This is a genomic window from Prosthecobacter sp. GW821-HT29F12 (assembly GCF_058803405.1).
This window is the reverse complement of record NZ_CM179517.1, coordinates 2,093,809-2,112,279: the sequence shown is the minus strand read 5'-3', so window position 1 is coordinate 2,112,279 and position 18,471 is coordinate 2,093,809. Positions and strand designations below refer to the sequence as shown.

Genomic DNA, 18,471 nt, shown 5'->3' with positions numbered 1-18,471 from the left:
CGGTGGCGACCGTATGAATCTGCCCCCCCTGAATGTCATTTCTCGCCTCGCATCCTGTACTCCGTCTTCTCGCCTCGCCCCAGCACCTGTGGCGCACACTCTCACTGGGCATCAAGACCATCTGGCTGCACAAGCTGCGCTCCTTCCTGACAGCACTCGGCGTGGTGTTTGGCGTGGCCTCCGTGGTGGCCATGCTTGCCATTGGCGAAGGCGCGAGCCATGAAGCGCAGGAGCAGATCCGCAAGCTGGGCAGCCAGAACATCATCCTGCACAGCGTCAAACCGCCCGACGGACAGGGCTCCAGCGGGGAGTCGCGCAGCATGATCAGCGAATACGGCATCACCCTGCGCGACATCGAGCAGATCCGCCAGACCGTGCCCGGCATCCGCATCGTCGTCCCCAGCCGCTACATTTCGGAAAACATCTGGAACCTGGACCGCAGCGTGGACGGCCACGTCATGGGCGTGCTGCCCGTGTACCCCGAGATGCGCAACCGCCGCATCCTGCAGGGGCGCTTTTTCAACGACATGGAAATGAAGGACAACCTCGCCGTCTGTGTCATCAATGAATCCGTCGCCGCGCGCCTCTTCCAGCTCTCCACCCCCGTGGGCAAATCCGTGCGTGTGAAAGGCTTTTACTACAAGGTCATCGGCATCATTCAGGATGAAGGTGCCGCCGTCGGCGCGGATGCTTCCGGTGGCGATCACTCCGCCCAAGCGCAGGCGCAGATCATGATCCCGTTCACCACGCTGATGGATCAATACGGCGAGGTCTTCTACCGCTTCCGCACCGGCAGCTTTGAGGCCGAGAAAGTGCAGTTTCATGAGGCCGTGATGCGCGTCGATGACGTGAACATGGTGGAAAGCCGCGCCGAGGCCATCCGCCATCTCATGACCAGCAACCACAAAAAGGAAGACTGGCGCATCATCGTCCCCGTGGAGCTGCTGAAGCAGGCGGAGCGCACCAAGCAGATCTTCAGCATCGTGCTCGGCAGCATCGCCGCCATTTCACTTCTCGTCGGCGGCATCGGCATCATGAACATCATGCTCGCCAGCGTCACGGAGCGCACCCGCGAGATCGGCATCCGCCGCGCCCTCGGCGCGCGGCAGAACGACATCGTCGTGCAGTTCCTCATCGAGACCGTCCTGCTCGCCGGCGTGGGCGGCATTCTCGGCGTGGTGCTGGGCTTGAGCATCCCCATGGCCGTGACCAAATTCGCCGGCGTCACCACCGTCATCAAGATGTGGTCGCCCATCCTCGCCTTCTCCATCTCCGTCCTCACCGGCATCGCCTTTGGGATTTATCCCGCCAGACGCGCGGCCATGATGAATCCGGTGGAGGCGCTGAGGCATAATTAGAGGGGCGGTCAGCTGAATGACGAATGCCCGCTGGAATTTCGCCCTCTTCCACTTATCCTTTCCAGCATGAGCACCCTCGTACTGCATCTGGACGATCATCTCGTGAGCCGCCTTGCTTCTGCGGCTGCTCGCAGCCACAAAGCCTTGCCAGACTGGGCGGTCGAGCAGCTTGACCGCGTTGCAGGAGCAGCCAGTGCAGCGACAGAGGAGACTGCAGATTCTCCAGCACGTGACCGCATGCGCGCAGCACTCGCCAGCGTCACTGGCATCTGGGCAGGCCGCGGCACGACCGACGAGTTGATGAACCTCACCCGCGGCGAGGACTGAGGCCATGCCCGTCCTAGTCGATACCAACGTCCTCTCTGACGTGATCCACCAAGACCCCGTATGGTCTGGCTGGTCCAGCGCACAGCTCATTCAGCATGCTGGCGATCTGGTGGTGAATCCCATCGTCTTTGCCGAGCTTTGCTGCCGTGCCACTTCGGCTGCCGAGGTGGATCAGATCATCCGCACGCTGGGTCTGGGCTATGAGGAACTCAGCCAGGAGGCGCTGTTCCTCGCTGCAAAGGCTTTTGTAGCCTACCGCCGTCAGGGCGGTGGTAAAACCGCGCCTCTCCCGGACTTTTTCATCGGTGCCCACGCACAAGCCGCCGGCTATGCTTTACTCACACGGGACAAAGGCCGCTACCAGACCTACTTTCCCTCCGTCACGCTTATTTGTCCGTGAACTCGGCGATGATTAGGATGAACACTGCGTCACCAAGTTCGCAGGTGCCTCGACCGTCATCAAGATGTGGTCTCCCATCTCCGTCCTTACCGGTGAATCCGGTGGAGGCTCTGAGGCATAATTAGAGAGCCTCTTTTGCTGTGGATTTAGAGGCTGAAGTTCAGCATCCGCTGGAGGCGTGACGGCGTAATCACCCCCGCTTGTTTTCCTGAAGGAGCCGGAGGCGCGTAGTGGCTCCAATCGTCTCCTTTCTCAGGTTTTGACAGGCCTCCTTCAGACGAATCCAACCAACGACATGACCCATTTGCAAAAGACGACAGCCGCAGAGATCGAACCCGCCCGAGTGGCACTGCTGGGCCACCCCTTGTATGCCAGGCTGCGAACACTGGAGGATCTGGCGTTGTTCATGGAGTGCCATGTGTTTGCCGTGTGGGATTTCATGTCGCTGCTGAAAGCTCTGCAGCAGCGGCTGACCTGTGTGCAGGTGCCGTGGGTGCCCGTCGGCGACAACCGGGTGCGGCGGCTGGTGAACGAAATCGTGCTGGGGGAGGAGAGCGATCAGGCCCCGGATGGCACGCCCTCCAGTCATTTCGAGCTTTATCTGCAGGCCATGCAGGAGGCCAGGGCGGACACCGCGGCGGTGCAAGGTTTCATCCGCCGGCTGCAAGAGGGTGCCAGCATCGCGGACGCACTGGCCTCTGGTGGCGTGCCGGACTGCGTGGCGGATTTTGTGAAGCACACGTTTGCGGTGATCGAAGGCGGGAAGCCCCACGTGATCGCCGCAGCCTTCACGTATGGGCGCGAGGATCTGATCCCGGCCATGTTTCATGAACTGGTGTCGCGGCTGGAAAGTGAATTTCCCGGCAGGCTCAGTGTGCTGCGCTACTACTTGGAACGGCACATCCAGCTGGATGGTGACGAACACGGCGAGATGGGGCGCACCATGGTGGAACTGCTCTGCGAAGGCGATCCCCTGCGCGAGGAGGAGGCCCGCCGGGCAGCCGTGGAGGCCCTGCAAGCCCGCCTCAAGATGTGGGACGGAATTTCAGCGATGATCGAGTCCGCGAGCCGCCACCAGGCCTAGCGGCGACTCCCTCACACCCTCTCCGCCTTGTGCTTCGCAAAGATGGCGAGGCAGCGGTCGCGTTCTTCGTGGTGATCGACCATGGGAAGGGGGTAGCCTTTGGCCAAAGGCAGACCGGGTGCCGGGGGCTTGTGGAGGAGTTCGGCGGGGACGTTTTTGAGCTCGGGCACCCATTGCTTGATGTAGGTGCCTTCGGGATCAAAGCGGACGCTTTGCAGCCAGGGATTCTGGATGCGGAAGTAGGGGGCGGCGTCGGCGCCGGTGCCGGCGGACCACTGCCAGCCGCCGTTGTTGCTGGCGTTGTCGCCATCCACGAGCTGCTGCATGAAGAAGGCTTCGCCGAGGCGCCAGTCGCAGTGCAGATCCTTGGTGAGGAACATGGCGGTGATCATGCGCAGGCGGTTGTGCATGAGGCCGGTTTGCAGGAGCTGGCGCATGCCGGCATCCACGATGGGGAAGCCGGTGGTTCCGGTGGCCCAGCGCTGGAAATCCACCTCGGTGCCGGGCCAGGGGATGCCCTGCCAGTCGGGGGCGAATTCCTGCTCAAAGACGTGCGGGTAATGCCAGAGGATGGCGACGTAAAATTCACGCCACGCGAGTTCTTTGACGTAGGTCTGGACGGAAGGCTGCGCGGCGCTGGTGCAGGCCATGCAGCGCTGGTAGATCTCGCGGATGCTGAGGAGGCCAAAGCGCAGATCCTGGCTGAGCAGGGAGGTGGTCTGTCCGGCGGGGATGTTGCGCTGCGCGCCGTAGCCGTTGAGGATGCCGGACTCGATGAAGAGCTTCAGGCGGTCGCGTGCGGCGCGTTCACCGGGGGCGGGGATCTGGGCGGTGCAGGGGGGCAGGTTCCAATGCGCGAGCGTGGGGGGCGGCAGGCTGCTGATGGCGGCGTCCGCTGGCGGGCCGAGCGAGGTGATGCGGCCCAGCGGTGCGGTCTTGGGCAGATTGAGCCAGTTTTTGGAATAAGGTGTGTAAACGCGGTAGGGCTGCCCGCCGCCGGTCAGGACGGTTTCGGGTTCATGGAGAACGCTGTCCTGGTAGGAGTGGCACTCGATGCCGAGGCGTGCGCAGAGCGCCTGGACTTTGCCCTCCATGGCGCGGCCGAAGATGTCGTAGTCGCGATTGAAATACAGGGCTTCGGCGCCGGTCTCGCGGATGAGGCGCTCCAGCTCGGCATCGGCGATGCCGCTGCGCAGGATGAGGCGGCTGCCGAGGGTGGTCAGATTTTTGGACAGGGACTCAAGACAGCCGCAGAGGAACTGCTGGCGGTTCGGGCCGGTCCAGCCGTGCTTCTGCTTCCAATCGCTGAGAATATAAAAGGGAATGACCTGGTCTGCGGCCTGGGCGGCGTGGTGCAGGGCGGTGTTGTCAGTGAGGCGAAGATCGCGGCGAAACCAGTGGAGGACAGTGCGGGGCATGTAAAAATAGGGGGAGAGCGGCACAAGATACGGTCAGGATCGGACAAAGGGTGATGTGAATGTTTGCAGCATCCACCATCAGGTTCATGATGAATATTTCACTGAGCTGCCGTTACTAAAAGCGCCATATTATTCCCCCAACCCCGAACTTGATCCCATGTCTTCGAATTCGCCTGAGACCGACGAACCGAAATCTTTAACCGCCGCCTGGATTGCCACGATACTGCTCATCGTGGTGTATGTGGTCGGTCTGCTGATCTTCCCGCCCCTGTATGATGCGCCCAAGGGGGACGCCTCCAGCACCGTGCTTTTCATCGGCCGCTTCCACCCCATCTTCCTGCATCTGCCGGTGGGCATCCTGAGTGTGCTGGTCTTCTTTGAGTTGGTCTGCTCCACCCGGCGTGGCGAGCAGAAGTTTGGCGAAGCCTCCCTGCTGATGCTGGTGCTCGGCTCGGCGGGTGCGATTTTGGCGGTGTTTGCCGGCATCATGCTGTCACGCGAAGGTGGCTATGTGGGTGGCAATTTCAGCCTGCATCAGACGATGGGGCTGATCGGCACAGCGGGTGTTTTGATCTCGCTGGTGGTGCGCCTCATGGGAATGGCCCGTGGCAGCATGGAACTCCTGAACGCCTACCGTGCGGTTTACTTCGTCAGCTTTGGCATCATGGGCCTCGGCGCCCACTTCGGTGGCAACATGAGCCACGGGAACAAATTCCTCGTCGAGCATGCGCCCGAGTGGTTCAAAGCCCCGATGGTGGCCACCGAGAAGCTGCTGCTGAGTTTTGTGGAAAAACCCAAGGCGGGAAAAGCCACGCCTCCGGTCGATTCCACGCCACCAGTCACTCCTGCGCCCCCTGCAGAAGTGAAGCCCGAGGACAAACCCGTGGTGATGGACAAAGGCACCACGCCTCCACCTGCCCCCACGCCTCCAGCGTCCGCTCCTGGCGGCGATGAAAAGCTCGTCTTCCAGCATGTCATTCTCCCGGTCCTCACCGCGAAGTGCAACAAGTGCCACAGCGCGGAAAAGGCGAAGGGCAAACTGCGCATGGACACTTACGAGGCGGCCATGGAGGGTGGTAAGAACGGCAAGAATTTCGTGGCTGGCAACTTGAAGGACAGCCTCAGCATCGTGCGCATTCTGCTGCCTGACAGCGATGACGAACACATGCCGCCGGAAGGCAAGGAGCAGCTCACTCCAGAGGAAACTTCGCTCCTGAAGTGGTGGGTTGAGCAGGGGGCCAGCGGCACGCAAAAGGTCAAAGATGCGAAATTCCCTGCCGAGCTTCAGGCCACTGTTGATGGAATTCTGAAAGGCTAGTCCAATTCACGCCTTTTGTTGCCTGTACCATTTCTGCCGAAAATCTGTCTCATTCATGAAACCAACCTCCCTCCTCTTCGCCCTGGCTCTGGCCTTCACCGCGCATGCCGCCGATGACAAAGCCGCCGCAGATCCCGCTGTCGCCGCTGCGATGCGGAAAGTGAACGCCACCGGTGCTTCATTGATGCCCGTCGCCGCTGACGCGAAGACCTTCCGCTTCACCGCGCTCAATGTGGCCAAGGAGTTCGGGGATGCCGGGCTCGAACCGCTGGTGCCCATCGCCGACAAGATCGCCTCGCTCGACATCGCGCGCAGCAAGGTGACGGACGGCGGCCTCAAGGCCCTGGCTGGCATGAAGAACCTCAAGGAACTGCACCTCGAAGGCACGGCCATCAGCGATGCAGGCATTGATCAGCTCAAGGGCCTCGCGGAGCTCGAATACATCAACCTCTACAACACCAAGGTCACGGATGCGGGCCTCGCCAAGCTCGCCGGACTCGGCAAGCTCAAGGCCATCTACCTCTGGCAGAGCGGCGTAACGAAGGCCGGCGTGGCCGCTTTGAAAGCGAAACTGCCCAAGGCCCACATCAACACCGGCTGGACCGCCGAGGATGATGCCAAGCCCACCGCCGTGGTCGCGGCTGCCGCACCGGCTGCTGCACCTGCCAAGCCTGCTGCCACACCGGCACCTGCCGCCGCCAAACCCGCCGCTGCGCCTGCCACCGCACCTGCTGCGGGTGGCAAGCTGGACCCCGCCATCGCCGCGAAGGCAGTGCTTTACAAGGATGTCGTCGCTTCCATCATGAGCGCGAAGTGCACCGCCTGCCACGGCGTGGAAAAGAAAAAGGGCAAGCTTCAACTGCATGACTACGCCTCCATTTTGAAAGGCGGCAGCGATGGCGCGACGACCGTGATCGCCAAGAACACCAAGGACAGCCTGATGCTTGTCCGCGCCAATCTGCCGAAGGACGACGACGACCACATGCCGCCGAGCGATGAGCCGCAGCTCACGAAGGAAGAGATCGCCGTGCTCAAGTGGTGGATTGAAACCGGTGCCTCCGAAACCGCCACCGTGGCCTCTTTGAAAGCTCCGGCCGATGTCGAAGGCGCGCTGGCCGTGCTGCTTGCCAAAGGCCTGCCAAAAACAGAAGCCGTGGCCAAGGTGACCAAGCCCAAGGCCAAGCCGCTCACCGATGCGGAGAAGAAGCAGGTGGCGGACATTTCTGCCAAGATGCAGGCCCTCAACGCCTCGCTCATGCCGCTGGCACAGGACACCGAGCAGCTTCGCCTGGGCGTGATCAATGCCGCTGATAAATTTGGCGACAAGGAACTCGCGCTGCTGGCCCCCATCGCCACGCAGGTTCTCTGGGTCGATCTCTCCCGCAGCCAGGTCACCGATGCCGCTGTGGAAACACTGGCGAAGATGACCAACCTCGAGCGCCTCCATCTTGAAAACACCAAGATCACCGATGCGGGGATCGCCAAACTCGGTGCGCTGCCCAACCTCGAATACCTAAACATCTACGGCACCAAGACCACGGATGGCGGCATCGCCAAGCTGGCTTCCGCCAAGGGTTTGAAGAAGTTGTTTGTGTGGGAAACGGGAGTGACGCAGGCCGGAGCCAAGGCGCTCGAAGGTCAGGTGCCCGGCCTCAAGGTGAACGTCGGCCTCTCGGCGGAAGAAATCGCCAAACTCACCGCTCCTCCTCCTGCGCCGCCTGCACCACCCGCGAAACCCGCCGCTGCTCCAGCAAAACCTGCTGCTGCTGCTGCGACGCCTCCAGCAAAACCTACTGCCGCACCTGCCACGCCTCCAGCCACTCCTGCGAAACCCGCCTCTGCTCCTGCCCCACCTGCGGCAGGCAGCGATGTCATCAAGACAGTCATGAAGCAGTATCACAAAGGCGATGCCGCCCTCTGCAAAAAGGTGGGCACGACCGCCACGGATGCGGAGCTGGCCTCACTGCTCAAAGCCTACCAGGACATGTGCGCCGCCACGCCGCCGAAAGGTGACAAGACTGCATGGGTCACCAAATGTCAGGCACTCATCGGTGCGGTGAAAAAGGTGCAGGCGAAAGATCCTGCCGGTGCCACCGCCTACAAGGCTGCGGTGAACTGCAAAGCCTGCCACACCGACCACAAGGGCGCGTGAGCTGCCGCGCTGGGAGCGCCGATATTTTATCGGCTCTGGGCGAACGTCCCTGTGCTTAGGCGCGGGATGAGGCTAGTGGCGGTTGGTGAATCAGGGGGCAAAGCCAGAGCCGGTTAAAAATCGGCGCTCCCAGTCCTGACTGCCGCGCGGTTCGTATAGCTTCAGACTCCCAAATCTGCGAGCAACACCCTCCATCAAGCACCCTTCATCCCTGCCTGTTTATCTCCGCGTTCCTGCGCATCTTCGTGGCAATCACGAAGGATGCTGCTAATCATTCCGCCCCCTCATGCGTTCCCTGACGATGACATTCCCCCAACCATCCTGCGCGCTGCTCGCGTGCAGTCTTTTCATGACTTCCTGCGATCGTTTGCAGGAGCGTGAAGCCATCACCGAAACGCGTGACATTTCCAGCCATGCCGCGAAGCCGCATGCGGACATTCCCAGCTCCACACGCTTCTATGATGATGCGAAAGAGCAGCCCCAGCAGCGGCCCAATTTCCGCGAACTGCTCACCTGGACTCTGCCCGAAGGCTGGAAGGAATCCGCCACGCCCGACCCCATGGGCATGCGTCTGCTCGATCTGAGATTTGGCCCGAATCAGGAGGGTGAATGCTACATCTCCCTCATGCCCGGACCCGCAGGTGGGCTGGAGGCCAACGTGAACCGCTGGCGCACGCAGATGGGGCAGCCGCCCTACACGGCGGATGAGATCGCCAAGTTGCCGAAGAAGCCCTTCTTCAACCGTGACGCGACGTTTGTGGCCTTCGATGGCGACTTCAAAGGCTTCGGTGCTGAGGCGGCCAAAACCGGCTACCGCATGCTCGGCCTCATTCATTCCGCCGATCAGGCCACCATCTTCGTCAAGCTCACCGGACCCAAGGCTCTCGTGGAGCAAAACACCGCCGCCTTTGATGCCTTCTGCCTGTCGATCAAACCGAACCTGCCCAAACAGGAATGACGAATGTTGAATGCCGAATGCCGAATGACAGAACCTTCGCATTAGCATTCCCCCTTCAGAGCCCATTCGTCATTCTGCATTCGTCATTTTCCAGCCCACGCCTTTTCCATCGTGTCCTCTCAGTCCCAATCTCCCTTCGCGAAACTCTTCGCCTTCCTCTCCAGCTTCGGCCTCGCCACCTCCGTGCTGGTCATGCTGCTGGTGCTCACCTTTCTCGGCACGCTGGAGCAAGCGGAGCACGGCCTCGTCGCAAGCCAGGCGCGCTACTTTGAGTCGGCCTTCATTGACCGCATCGACATCGGCGCCTGCTGGCGCGCACTCGCCTTCAATGCCTACTGGGACATCGGCAATGTGTCCCTGCCGCTCTACATTGTGCCCGGCGGTTACACGCTCATGGCGATCCTCTTCGTGAATCTTCTGTGCGGCGGCATCATGCGCATCCGCAAGTCGCCCAAGACCATCGGCGTCATCATTTCCCACTTCGCCATCCTGTTCATGATCGCCGCTGGTGCGGTGACGCATCACTTCGCCAAAGAGGGCAACATGAACCTCCGTGAAGGCCAGACGGCGGATGAGTTCCTGAGCTTCCATGACCGCGTGATCGAGATCGAAAAAGTGCAGACGGATCCCAAGGCCAAGCGCAGCGTGCTGGTGATCGATGAAGCGAAGTATCGTGATCTGACCGATGGCAAGGGCCGCACCTTCACCAGCGAGAGCCTGCCGTTTGATCTCCTGATCACCGGCTGGAAAAAGAACGCCCAGCCCAAGCGCGATGCCGAGGGCAGCCGCGCGGATGCCGTGGACGGCTACTTCATTCAGGAGCTGCCTCAGCTCGATGAAGCCGGTGCCGCGATGGCGGACGAGCAGCTTGGCAGCGCCTGCGTTGCCATCGCCAAAATGAAGAAGGGCGACGAAAAGCAGACCGGCATCCTGTGGGAGTTTGCCGCTGCGCCCTGGACTGTCACCGTCGGTGCGGACAAGTATCTCATCTCCCTGGTGCACCGCACCTACAAGCTGCCCTTCGCCGTGCGCCTGGACCAGACCGAGGAGGAAAAACATCCCGGCACCGAGCGTGCGCGGCGCTTCAGCAGCAAGGTCACCAAAATCAACGGCGACCACGAGGAGAAGCGTTACATCACCATGAACGAGCCCGTGCGCAGCGAAGGCTACGCCGTGTTCCAGAGCACCTTCAGCTCGGGCGAGCAGGAAGGCACCGGCGTGAAAAGCTCCGGCTTCATGATCGTCGAAAATCCTGCGGATCACTGGCCGCTCATCTCCTGCATCATCGTGGCAGAAGGCCTGCTGCTGCACTTCCTCATGATGCTGGCCCGCTTCATCAAGGTGAACCCCTGGGCTTTCTCCCTCAGTCTCATCGCCGCCTTCAATGCCGCCTTCGCCCTCGCGATGTGGAAGCTGCTCTAACCGCCCTTTGGCCCACGTATTTCTCTGCATGAAAACTCTTCGTTCCGCCCTTCTCGCGCTGTTCACGCTCAGCGGCTTTGCCGCCGCTGCCGAACTGCCGCCGCTCGATCTGTTCCGCGACAAGGAAGTCGTGGAGACCTTCGCGTCCATCCCGGTGCAGGAATCCGGCCGCATCAAGCCCCTCGAAAACGTCGCCAGCTATCGCCTGCTGCGTTTTCGTGCCCGCCGCAGCATCTGGCTGACGGACAGCGGCGAGATGGATGGCAAGCCGCTCGTGGATCCAGCGACGCAGAAGCCGATCACCAAAGAAGGCGACAAGCCCGTAAAACTTAGTGCCGTGGAATGGATGCTCATGAGCTGGTTCCGCCCGGACATTGGCAGGACGGTGCCGCTGTTCAAGGTGGACAACTCTTCCGCCATCACCGAGCTCGGTCTCACGGCCAAGGCCAAGCGCGACCAGTACACCTACGCTGAGATCGAGCCTGCACGGCAGGTCATGATGAAGAAGATGGGCGAGTATCGCGTGATTCCCTCCCGGAAACAGACACCCGAGCAGCGCATGATCGTGCAGCTTGCCGCCAACTTCCTCGACTATGAAATGATCATGGGGCATTTCGATTTCATTCGTGAGCCCCTGGGTGAAAAGCCGGAAGGACTGCCCGCCGGAGTGACCCTGCCGGTTCGCCTCTCGAAGAGTATCAACACCCTCATTGCCGCCATTCGGACCAACAACGGACCGCCGATGCAGCTCCCATGGTTCAGAGCTTTTGCACAGGGGGCTCTGGGTGCCATGATGAGCGGCAATGCTGAGCAGCAGCTTCGCATCTTCCCGCCTGCACCGGGGGGCAACAATGTCTGGAATGGCCCTGGTGAGATGATCTTCGGCGCGATCAACAGCGACAAGGACGTGCCGGCGGATCAGCTCGCCTGGCTGGCGCAGTATGAAGAGGTTTACCTGGCCCTGCCAGATGCGGCGAAGTTCAAGGCCGCCTCCAAGGCGCTGCTGACCAAAATTCAAGATGCCGCCAAAGTACGCGGGGAAGGGCAGTCCATCGCCCTGGAGCGTCACGCCATGCGGGCAGACTACTTCTTCTATTCGCAGTGGATTTTCCTCGTGGGATTCATCGCCGTGGCATTCACCTGGGTTTCACCGGGGTCACGCTTTGAAAAAGGGGCCCGGCTCTGTGCATGGCTGCTGCTGGGTGCTGCCACAGCCCTGGCGGTGACGGGTGTGGTGATCCGCTGCATCATCATGCAGCGCCCGCCGATCACCACCTTGTATGAGACCATTCTCTTCATCGGCGCCTCCTGCGCCTTGCTCGGATTGATTGCGGAGTGGATCACGAAACGCGGGCTGGGACTGCTCGTGACGGCCATCGGCGGCACGGCCTGCATGTTCCTTTCCATCCAGTTTGAGGCCTCCGAAGCCACCGACACCCTGCAGCAGCTGCAGGCCGTGCTGATCACGAACTTCTGGCTCTCAACCCATGTGCCGATGATCAATCTCGGCTACGCGGCCTGCATGGTCGCCGCCTTGATTTCGATGATCTACTTCATCCAGCGCCTCTTTGGTGTGTTTAAAACCGGGGAAGGGGACTCGCGCCTGCTGACCCGCGTCGCCTACGGTTTCATCGCCACCGGCCTGTTCCTCTCGCTGGTGGGCACCGTCCTCGGCGGCATCTGGGCGAACTACAGCTGGGGCCGCTTCTGGGGCTGGGATCCGAAGGAGAACGGCGCCCTCATGATCGTGCTGATGTGCCTCGTCATTCTGCATGCGCGCCTCGGCGGTTACATCCGCGAGATCGGCCTGCACTGCTGCAATCTCATCCTTGGCTGCATCGTGATCTTCTCGTGGTTCGGCGTGAACCAGCTCGGCGTCGGCCTGCATGCCTATGGCTTCACGGACGGCATCTGGCCAAAGATCTACGGCTACTGGCTCAGCCAGCTGCTGCTGATGGGCTACGGCGTGTTTCTGTCGCTGAACGAGCGCCGGGTCAAGACGCCCAAGGTGGAGAACGTCGAAGACGTGAAGCTGGCAAAGTCCCCGGCACACTGAGAGTGAGACGGTAAGCTGCGGGTGGTTGCTGGCGCGGCACGGATTTTCTGTGCTGGGAGCGCCGATGTTTCATCGGCTCCGGGAGGGCGTCCCTGCACCATCGTCATGGGAAAGAAGCTCACAGTAAGCTCGGCGCATGTCCGTGCTGAGGGGGGCATACCCAGAGCCGGTTAAAAACCGGCGCTCCCAGCAATGAGCTGGAGCCTTGAGAAGGCTGCGACTGCTTCGGGCTCTGCCACCTGTGAGGCGAGTCCCTTCGCCGCTCACTTCGACTTCCTGAACGCGATGATGCCCTGGGCGATGCCTTCGGCGATCCTGGCGCGAAACTCACCGGTCAGCATGCGGGCGCGTTCGGTGGAGTTGCTGACGAAGCCGCACTCGACGAGCACGGCCGGGTTCTTATTGGTGGCACGGATGACGTGGAAGTTGGCGTTCTTCACGCCGCGATTGAGCATGCTGCTGCGCTGCACAAGGTAGGCCTGGATGTAGGCCGCGAGCATATAGCTGGAGGAGAAGTGGTAGTAGGTCTCCGCACCGGCGCCGCTGCCCCCTCGGTTGTAGTTGTAATGGATGCTGACGAAGATGGAGTTGCCCCGGCTGTTGCCGAGAGCGGAGCGGTCCTGCAGGGGGATGAAGACGTCACGGCTGCGGGACATGATGACCTTCAGGCCTTCTTTTCTCAGCAGCTGCTCCACGCGGCGCGCGGTGTCCAGCGCCAGGTGCTTTTCATAAACGTAGCCAATGGCTGCGCCGCGGTCATGGGCACCATGGCCGGGATCCAGGATGACGGTGTCAAAGGCGTGAGCCTTGCTCAGCAGCAGCAAAACCGTCAGCGCAACCCAGCAAGAGCCTGTGAGCAGGCGGTTCAAAGCATGGCGAGAGGAGGTGAAAGTCGGCATGTGATTGGGGAGGTGAGAGCGAGGCAGGTTTCGCATGAACAGGCCTGCAAGCTCATCTGGGGTACAGTAATCGAAGATGCGGGGAAAGGGTCAAGTGGTTTGCCTGCAAACCTTCGGCATAAGGCAGAAAAAAACCGCCGGATGGAGCACATCCGGCGGTGTAGAGCTTATTGAGGCTGATGACTGATTACAGTCCGGAAGGAGGCAGGCCACCAGGGGCGCCACCACCGAGGGGAGCTGGAGGAGGGGCACCGCCGGGCATGCCACCAGGGAGGGGAGCGCCAAGGCCGCCAGGAGGAAGGCCGCCGGGCAGCTGTCCCTGTCCGCCCATGCCGGAATTGGTGTTCATGCTGTTGTTGCCGTAGACCACCTGCAGGATGCGCTGCGGGATGCCCTGTGAGGCCTGGGTGAAGAGGTTGAGGCCGCCAGCCATGATTTTAGGGCCGATGGAACCTCTCTTGCCTGCCAGAGCTTCAACGGCCACGCTGCCGTCGTTGCGACCGATGATGATCTTGCCACCAGGCCAGGTGCGGCCGGGAACGACCTGACCTGCCACGTCGGCATTCCAAAGAGGAGGCCAGCTGATGGAGACGGGGTTTTCAAAGACGATGGGCATGTTGCCCACGGTGGTGTCCGTCTGGTTGCCGGTCATGGCCCAGTGGTTTTCACCTGGCATCAGCGCATTGCCGTAGTTGGGGGCCTGGCCGATGTTGTTGTCCGGGTTGTAGCCGGCAGGGCAGCCGAAGATGCGCTCATCCGTCACGATCTGTTCCTGGATCATGTAGCGGAAGGCGTCATTGGCGCTTTGGGCCATGCTGCCTGTCAGCGGGTTGGCCACGGAGTCAGGATACTGGCTGTTGTTGTCTTTGGAGAACTGCTTGAGCGCCAGGATGACCTGCTTGCAGTTGTTGACGCCTTTCATCTGGTTGCCTTGGGTCTGCACCATCGTGAAGGCAGGCACGGCCAAGCTCGCGAGAATCGCGATGATCGTGATCACCACCAACAACTCGATCAGAGTGAAGGCTTGGTTTCGTTTCGTTTTCATTTTCATTGTCTGGGTATGTTTTTGGTTGGGTATGATGTTATTAGGACACCGGAATTAATTCGGCACCCAAGGATTAGACCCAACTGGGGGCTGAAATGCGAGAAAAAAATGTCACCTTTCGAGACCCGGGGGAAAAGTCATCCCAAGTGCTACACAAGGGCTGGGGATTGCCTGCATGCCCAGGCACAAAAAAGCCGCCGGATGGCGTGCATCCGGCGGCGTGGTAACTCTCTAGATTTTATGACTGATCACAGTCCCGTAGGCGGCAGGCTGGTGGGAGCCTGCGGAACGCTGGGCGCTACGCCGGGGAGCGGGGGGACAGCGGCGAGAGGTGGGATGGGATTGGGCGGATTTGGATTTACCGGAGGAATAGGCGCGGCATTGCCATAAACCACCTGCAAAACGCGCTGCGGGATGCCGTCTGAGGCCTGCGTAAACAGGTTCACGTTACCGGCCATCATTTTGGGGCCAACCATGCCTTTGGTGTCTGCCAGAGTTTCGACAGCGACGCTGCCGTCGTTGCGGCCAATGATGATCCTGCCACCGCTCCAGGTGCGGCCCGGGGCGATCTTGCCTGACATGTCGGCATTCCAGAGCGGAGGCCAGCTGTTTGAGGCTGGGTTTTCAAACACGAGGGGCATGTTGCCCACCGTGGTGTCCGTCTGTCCGGCCGTCATGGCCCAGTGGTTTTCACCGGGCATCAGGGCATTGCCATAGGTGGGGCTCTGACCCAGGCTGCCATCCGGATTGAAACCGGCGGGGCAGCCAAAGATGCGCTCATCGGTCACGATCTTTTCCTGGATCATGAGCCGGAAGGCGTCATTGGCGTTCTGGGCCAGGTTCCCGGTCGCCGGATTGGGCACGGTGTCGGGATACTGGCTGCTGTGGTCCTTTGAGAACAGTTTCATCGAGATGATGAGCTGTTTGGCGTTGTTGACGCCTCGTGCCTGATTGGCCAGCATCTGGACGTAGGTGTAGGTGGGTACCGCCAATCCCGCGAGAATCGCGATGATTGTGATCACCACCAACAACTCGATCAGAGTGAAGGCGTGGTTTCGTTTCGTTTTCATTGTATGCGTATGTTTACCTATCGTTTGTTTTATTATGTTATGTGAATAACGGAATATTCCGCTATCCACCGCCATTAGACCCAAACGCGGGCAAAAATACGAGACAAGAATTGTGCCGTCCGCGACGTGGCGGCAGGCGTAGGGAAAACTCACGCCAGGGCAAGGAGGGTCACTTTGAGCTCCTGGCACAGCCTGAAAACTTCCTCACGTCCGAGGAGGAGGGTCATGCCCGCCTCCACGGCGATGAGGTCCACCCCGGCAGCCGCTGCGGTGCGGATCGTCTCCGGGCCCACCACGGGCACGTCAAAGCGCATGTCCTGCTTCGGCTTCGAAACTTTCACCATCGTCGCACCGCCACGGCCCAGGGTGCCGCCGCGCTTGACGGCTTCGTTCGTGCCTTCAAAGGCCTCCACCGCCAGCACCGTGCCGTTCTTCACCACCACCGTCTGGCCGATGTCCAGCCGGCTGCTTTCCTTGGCGATCTTGAAGCCGTACTCCGCATCCTCCTGCCGCCGTTTTTTGATCTGCGGTCCCGCCACATGGCCGGGGCCGGGCATGAGGTCTTCAAGAAATGTCGTGGCAGGCAGCAGTGTGATGCCATCCTTCGCCAGCTCATTGGCGATCCCGCCAAACAGCGTCTCCGCGTTTCGCTGCTTCAGCTTTGCCATCATGATCAGCGTGCGGAAGTCCGGGCGCAGATCGAAGAGATTCTTCGGCGCGATCTGCCCCACCATCACCGTTTGCGTGACGCCCTGCTTTTTGAAAAAGGAGATCATCTTCCCCAGCTGCCCCACGCGAAACCACTCGATGGCATCGACCAGGCCTGCCAGCTCCGGCTTCGTCTCATTCGTGAAGGCCGCAGCCACCAGCTTCTTCACCCCGGCCTTCCGCGCCGCAGCCACAAAGGTTTCCGGATAGATGCCGTTTCCGGCAATGATGGCGATGGTGTCGAGGTTCGGGGCGGTCATACGGACAGCGCCTACGCTATGGCGGGGGCTCTAGGGAGCGCAATGGCGAAAGAAGGACGGAAAGGACCAAAAGGACCAAAAGGACGGAAAGGACGGAAAGTGCAAAAAACTCCCGAGTGAAATTTAGCCTTGTCCTTTGCGTCCCTTGTGTCTTTTCTGTCCTTTCATATGCCCCCTGACGACTTTCCCGGCTTCATCTCGCCGCACGGCGGTTATGAGAAGCTGCTGTCTTACCAGAAGGCGCGGATTGTCTTTGATGGGACCGTGTTCTTCACGAAGAAGTGGCTGCCCAAATTCGGGGACCGAACGGTCGATCAAATGGTGCAGGCGGCGCGCTCGGGAAAGCAGAACATCGTGGAGGGTAGCGAGGCTTCAGGCACATCCAAGAAGATGGAGATCTCGCTCACGAACGCGGCTCGTCACAGCCAGGGTGAACTGAGGGAGGACTATCAAGACTTTCTGCGCACACACGGGTTGCCGGAATGGCCGGCCACCCACCGTTATGCGCGGCGCCTGAGAGAACTCAATCGATTGCCCGGAGCGACCTATGAGGATTTCAAGAAGGGCATCGAAAGCGACGATCCGGAGATCTCGGCGAATGTACTGCTGGGTCTGGTGAAGGTGACACACTTCTTGCTTGGGAAGCAGATCAAGGCGCTTGAGCAGGCGTTCTTAAGGGAGGGCGGAATGAGCGAGCGAATGACCAAAGCAAGGCTGGCAGTCAGGAACAGGCCGCAGAACTGAGTCATGAATCTTGGCACCAGATCAGACTCCAAATAACAGTGGCATCCCGTGCCGGCGTGCGGCAAGCATGGTGGCTAGTCTGTCGCTGATCATTGGCCGAAGGCCGTAATGACATGGGGGCTCCGTTGACAGCCCCTTGCAGCTTTCTCTGAAACCACTTTTCTGCCCGTGCCCGTATGACGCATCAACAGGTCAATCCACCCCATCAGCCCTCTGGCCTGTCCTTGCTCAAGGATCGAATCCGGGAGCTCCTGCTCCACGTGCAGGTGCTGGGTTTCGTGCGGGGTCTGATGACCTGGCTGCGAGCTAGCGTGCTGCGGCAACAGTTTGAAATTTCGGTCCAGGTTCCTGGATTGAAGGCTCCTGTGATCCTCCGTGCGGGCGGTTCGGACATCGAGGTCTTCAAAAAAATCTTCATCGACCACGAGTATCGCCTGCCATTCGATGCGCGCCCCGGCACCATTCTGGATCTCGGTGCCAATACCGGGCTGGCCTCACTCTACTTTCGCACTCAGTTTCCAGAGGCGCACATCGTCGCCGTCGAGCCCGACGCGGCCAATTTCGCCATGATGCAGCGGCACCTCGGGGCGCTGCCGGGCGTGGAGCTCATTCAGGCCGCTGTTTGGAACCGCGACGGAGAGATCACCCTCACAGATCCGGGAATCGGCTCCTGGGCCATGCGGGTGGAGGAGCCGTCGCAGCCATCTAGCAGCCAGAGCCAGGTGGCGGCTCTTTCCATGCCTTCACTGCTCAAGCATTTCCCTCAGGGCCGGGTGGACTTGCTCAAGGTGGATGTGGAGGGCGCGGAGAAGGAGGTCTTTGAGTCCAGCGCCGCATGGATTGAAAACATCGACGCCATCGTCATCGAGCTGCACGACCGCTACAAACCCGGCTGCAGCCGCGCCTTTTTCACCTCCATAGCTTCACTGCCGTTGGAGCAATGGATCGGCGAGAACCTCTACGTCTGGCGGCCATCAGGCTCGCGGGTCACAGCTTAAACTTCTCATACTGCCCCATGAACGCGGTATGTCAGGCGCATTCGAGCATTGGGCGTACTCTCGCTTTTGGCAGGCGGCGTCCCGCTTTAGCAAAATCACTGATGACTCCGTCCACCACATCGCAAAGTTCCTCATAAAGCTTTACGGGATCATCACCATGGATGCCGGTGATCAAATCGGGGCAATGGCCGATGTATACGCCGTCTTTGGCGCTCCAATCGACCCATTTGTGATATTTGTCGGCGGTTTTCACA

17 protein-coding genes are annotated in these 18,471 nt (G+C 60.6%); 11 read left to right on the top strand and 6 right to left on the bottom strand.

Annotated elements, in window-relative coordinates:
* Positions 1–32: 32 nt before the first annotated feature.
* The 4 genes from AC3RLQ_RS08615 to AC3RLQ_RS08600 all read left to right on the top strand — a co-directional run bounded on the left by AC3RLQ_RS08615 (position 33) and on the right by AC3RLQ_RS08600 (position 3,169).
* A complete protein-coding gene (locus AC3RLQ_RS08615; protein WP_493036202.1) occupies positions 33–1,358 on the top strand; it encodes an ABC transporter permease in 1,326 nt (441 codons plus the stop codon).
* A gap of 66 nt (positions 1,359–1,424) precedes the next feature.
* The gene (locus AC3RLQ_RS08610) at positions 1,425–1,685 is read left to right on the top strand and encodes a hypothetical protein (RefSeq protein ID WP_493036200.1); all 261 of its coding nucleotides are present in this window, start codon (positions 1,425–1,427) and stop codon (positions 1,683–1,685) included.
* A gap of 4 nt (positions 1,686–1,689) precedes the next feature.
* The gene (locus AC3RLQ_RS08605; protein WP_493036198.1) at positions 1,690–2,085 is read left to right on the top strand and encodes a type II toxin-antitoxin system VapC family toxin; all 396 of its coding nucleotides are present in this window, start codon (positions 1,690–1,692) and stop codon (positions 2,083–2,085) included.
* 295 nt (positions 2,086–2,380) lie between these two features.
* Entirely contained in the window at positions 2,381–3,169 is a 789-nt protein-coding gene (locus AC3RLQ_RS08600) for a DUF3050 domain-containing protein (RefSeq protein WP_493036196.1), read from the top strand.
* A gap of 11 nt (positions 3,170–3,180) precedes the next feature.
* Here the strand turns inward: AC3RLQ_RS08600 and AC3RLQ_RS08595 are convergent, their stop codons facing one another.
* The gene (locus tag AC3RLQ_RS08595; RefSeq protein WP_493036194.1) at positions 3,181–4,587 is read right to left on the bottom strand and encodes a cryptochrome/photolyase family protein; all 1,407 of its coding nucleotides are present in this window, start codon (positions 4,585–4,587) and stop codon (positions 3,181–3,183) included.
* A 157-nt stretch (positions 4,588–4,744) separates the two neighbouring features.
* Here AC3RLQ_RS08595 and AC3RLQ_RS08590 point away from each other — a divergent pair, with 157 nt between their 5' ends.
* The 5 genes from AC3RLQ_RS08590 (at position 4,745) to AC3RLQ_RS08570 (ending at position 12,493) form a co-directional block, all read left to right on the top strand.
* On the top strand, positions 4,745–5,905 hold the full coding sequence (locus AC3RLQ_RS08590; protein ID WP_493036192.1) for a c-type cytochrome domain-containing protein: 1,161 nt from the start codon (positions 4,745–4,747) through the stop codon (positions 5,903–5,905).
* A gap of 55 nt (positions 5,906–5,960) precedes the next feature.
* The gene (locus AC3RLQ_RS08585) at positions 5,961–8,057 is read left to right on the top strand and encodes a leucine-rich repeat domain-containing protein (RefSeq protein ID WP_493036190.1); all 2,097 of its coding nucleotides are present in this window, start codon (positions 5,961–5,963) and stop codon (positions 8,055–8,057) included.
* Between the two features lie 349 nt (positions 8,058–8,406).
* Entirely contained in the window at positions 8,407–9,015 is a 609-nt protein-coding gene (locus AC3RLQ_RS08580; protein ID WP_493036188.1) for a hypothetical protein, read from the top strand.
* A gap of 111 nt (positions 9,016–9,126) precedes the next feature.
* The gene (locus tag AC3RLQ_RS08575; RefSeq protein ID WP_493036186.1) at positions 9,127–10,437 is read left to right on the top strand and encodes a cytochrome c biogenesis ResB family protein; all 1,311 of its coding nucleotides are present in this window, start codon (positions 9,127–9,129) and stop codon (positions 10,435–10,437) included.
* Between the two features lie 28 nt (positions 10,438–10,465).
* Positions 10,466–12,493: a cytochrome c biogenesis protein gene (locus AC3RLQ_RS08570; protein WP_493036184.1), complete on the top strand. Its 2,028-nt coding sequence runs from the start codon at positions 10,466–10,468 to the stop codon at positions 12,491–12,493.
* A gap of 263 nt (positions 12,494–12,756) precedes the next feature.
* Here the strand turns inward: AC3RLQ_RS08570 and AC3RLQ_RS08565 are convergent, their stop codons facing one another.
* From AC3RLQ_RS08565 to AC3RLQ_RS08550, 4 genes are all read right to left on the bottom strand, one after another.
* Positions 12,757–13,392, bottom strand: coding sequence for an N-acetylmuramoyl-L-alanine amidase family protein (locus AC3RLQ_RS08565; protein ID WP_493036182.1), 636 nt, complete (start codon positions 13,390–13,392; stop codon positions 12,757–12,759).
* Between the two features lie 187 nt (positions 13,393–13,579).
* Positions 13,580–14,437: a type II secretion system protein gene (locus tag AC3RLQ_RS08560; protein WP_493036180.1), complete on the bottom strand. Its 858-nt coding sequence runs from the start codon at positions 14,435–14,437 to the stop codon at positions 13,580–13,582.
* 248 nt (positions 14,438–14,685) lie between these two features.
* A complete protein-coding gene (locus AC3RLQ_RS08555) occupies positions 14,686–15,507 on the bottom strand; it encodes a type II secretion system protein (RefSeq protein WP_493036178.1) in 822 nt (273 codons plus the stop codon).
* A gap of 149 nt (positions 15,508–15,656) precedes the next feature.
* Positions 15,657–16,475 (bottom strand): LpxI family protein, encoded by an 819-nt coding sequence (locus AC3RLQ_RS08550; protein WP_493036176.1) that lies wholly within the window; start codon positions 16,473–16,475, stop codon positions 15,657–15,659.
* A 168-nt stretch (positions 16,476–16,643) separates the two neighbouring features.
* On the opposite strand from AC3RLQ_RS08550, the gene AC3RLQ_RS08545 reads away from it, so the two are divergent.
* Positions 16,644–17,219: a four helix bundle suffix domain-containing protein gene (locus tag AC3RLQ_RS08545; RefSeq protein ID WP_493036174.1), complete on the top strand. Its 576-nt coding sequence runs from the start codon at positions 16,644–16,646 to the stop codon at positions 17,217–17,219.
* Between the two features lie 224 nt (positions 17,220–17,443).
* Complete coding sequence (locus AC3RLQ_RS08540) at positions 17,444–18,217, top strand: FkbM family methyltransferase (protein WP_493036172.1); 774 nt, start codon at positions 17,444–17,446, stop codon at positions 18,215–18,217.
* 31 nt (positions 18,218–18,248) lie between these two features.
* Here the strand turns inward: AC3RLQ_RS08540 and AC3RLQ_RS08535 are convergent, their stop codons facing one another.
* Positions 18,249–18,470 carry a pilus assembly protein HicB gene (locus AC3RLQ_RS08535; RefSeq protein WP_493036170.1) on the bottom strand — a complete coding sequence of 74 codons (222 nt, stop codon included), beginning with the start codon at positions 18,468–18,470 and terminating at the stop codon, positions 18,249–18,251.
* Position 18,471: the final 1 nt, after the last annotated feature.

Coding starts and splice junctions, on each gene's coding strand:
- AC3RLQ_RS08610 (WP_493036200.1), top strand. CDS start 1,425: ATGAGCACCCTCGTACTGCATCTGGACGATCATCTCGTGAGCCGCCTT.
- AC3RLQ_RS08605 (WP_493036198.1), top strand. CDS start 1,690: ATGCCCGTCCTAGTCGATACCAACGTCCTCTCTGACGTGATCCACCAA.
- AC3RLQ_RS08595 (WP_493036194.1), bottom strand. CDS start 4,587: ATGCCCCGCACTGTCCTCCACTGGTTTCGCCGCGATCTTCGCCTCACT.
- AC3RLQ_RS08570 (WP_493036184.1), top strand. CDS start 10,466: ATGAAAACTCTTCGTTCCGCCCTTCTCGCGCTGTTCACGCTCAGCGGC.
- AC3RLQ_RS08580 (WP_493036188.1), top strand. CDS start 8,407: ATGACTTCCTGCGATCGTTTGCAGGAGCGTGAAGCCATCACCGAAACG.
- AC3RLQ_RS08615 (WP_493036202.1), top strand. CDS start 33: ATGTCATTTCTCGCCTCGCATCCTGTACTCCGTCTTCTCGCCTCGCCC.
- AC3RLQ_RS08560 (WP_493036180.1), bottom strand. CDS start 14,437: ATGAAAACGAAACGAAACCAAGCCTTCACTCTGATCGAGTTGTTGGTG.
- AC3RLQ_RS08600 (WP_493036196.1), top strand. CDS start 2,381: ATGACCCATTTGCAAAAGACGACAGCCGCAGAGATCGAACCCGCCCGA.
- AC3RLQ_RS08590 (WP_493036192.1), top strand. CDS start 4,745: ATGTCTTCGAATTCGCCTGAGACCGACGAACCGAAATCTTTAACCGCC.
- AC3RLQ_RS08565 (WP_493036182.1), bottom strand. CDS start 13,392: ATGCCGACTTTCACCTCCTCTCGCCATGCTTTGAACCGCCTGCTCACA.
- AC3RLQ_RS08550 (WP_493036176.1), bottom strand. CDS start 16,475: ATGACCGCCCCGAACCTCGACACCATCGCCATCATTGCCGGAAACGGC.
- AC3RLQ_RS08555 (WP_493036178.1), bottom strand. CDS start 15,507: ATGAAAACGAAACGAAACCACGCCTTCACTCTGATCGAGTTGTTGGTG.
- AC3RLQ_RS08585 (WP_493036190.1), top strand. CDS start 5,961: ATGAAACCAACCTCCCTCCTCTTCGCCCTGGCTCTGGCCTTCACCGCG.
- AC3RLQ_RS08545 (WP_493036174.1), top strand. CDS start 16,644: ATGCCCCCTGACGACTTTCCCGGCTTCATCTCGCCGCACGGCGGTTAT.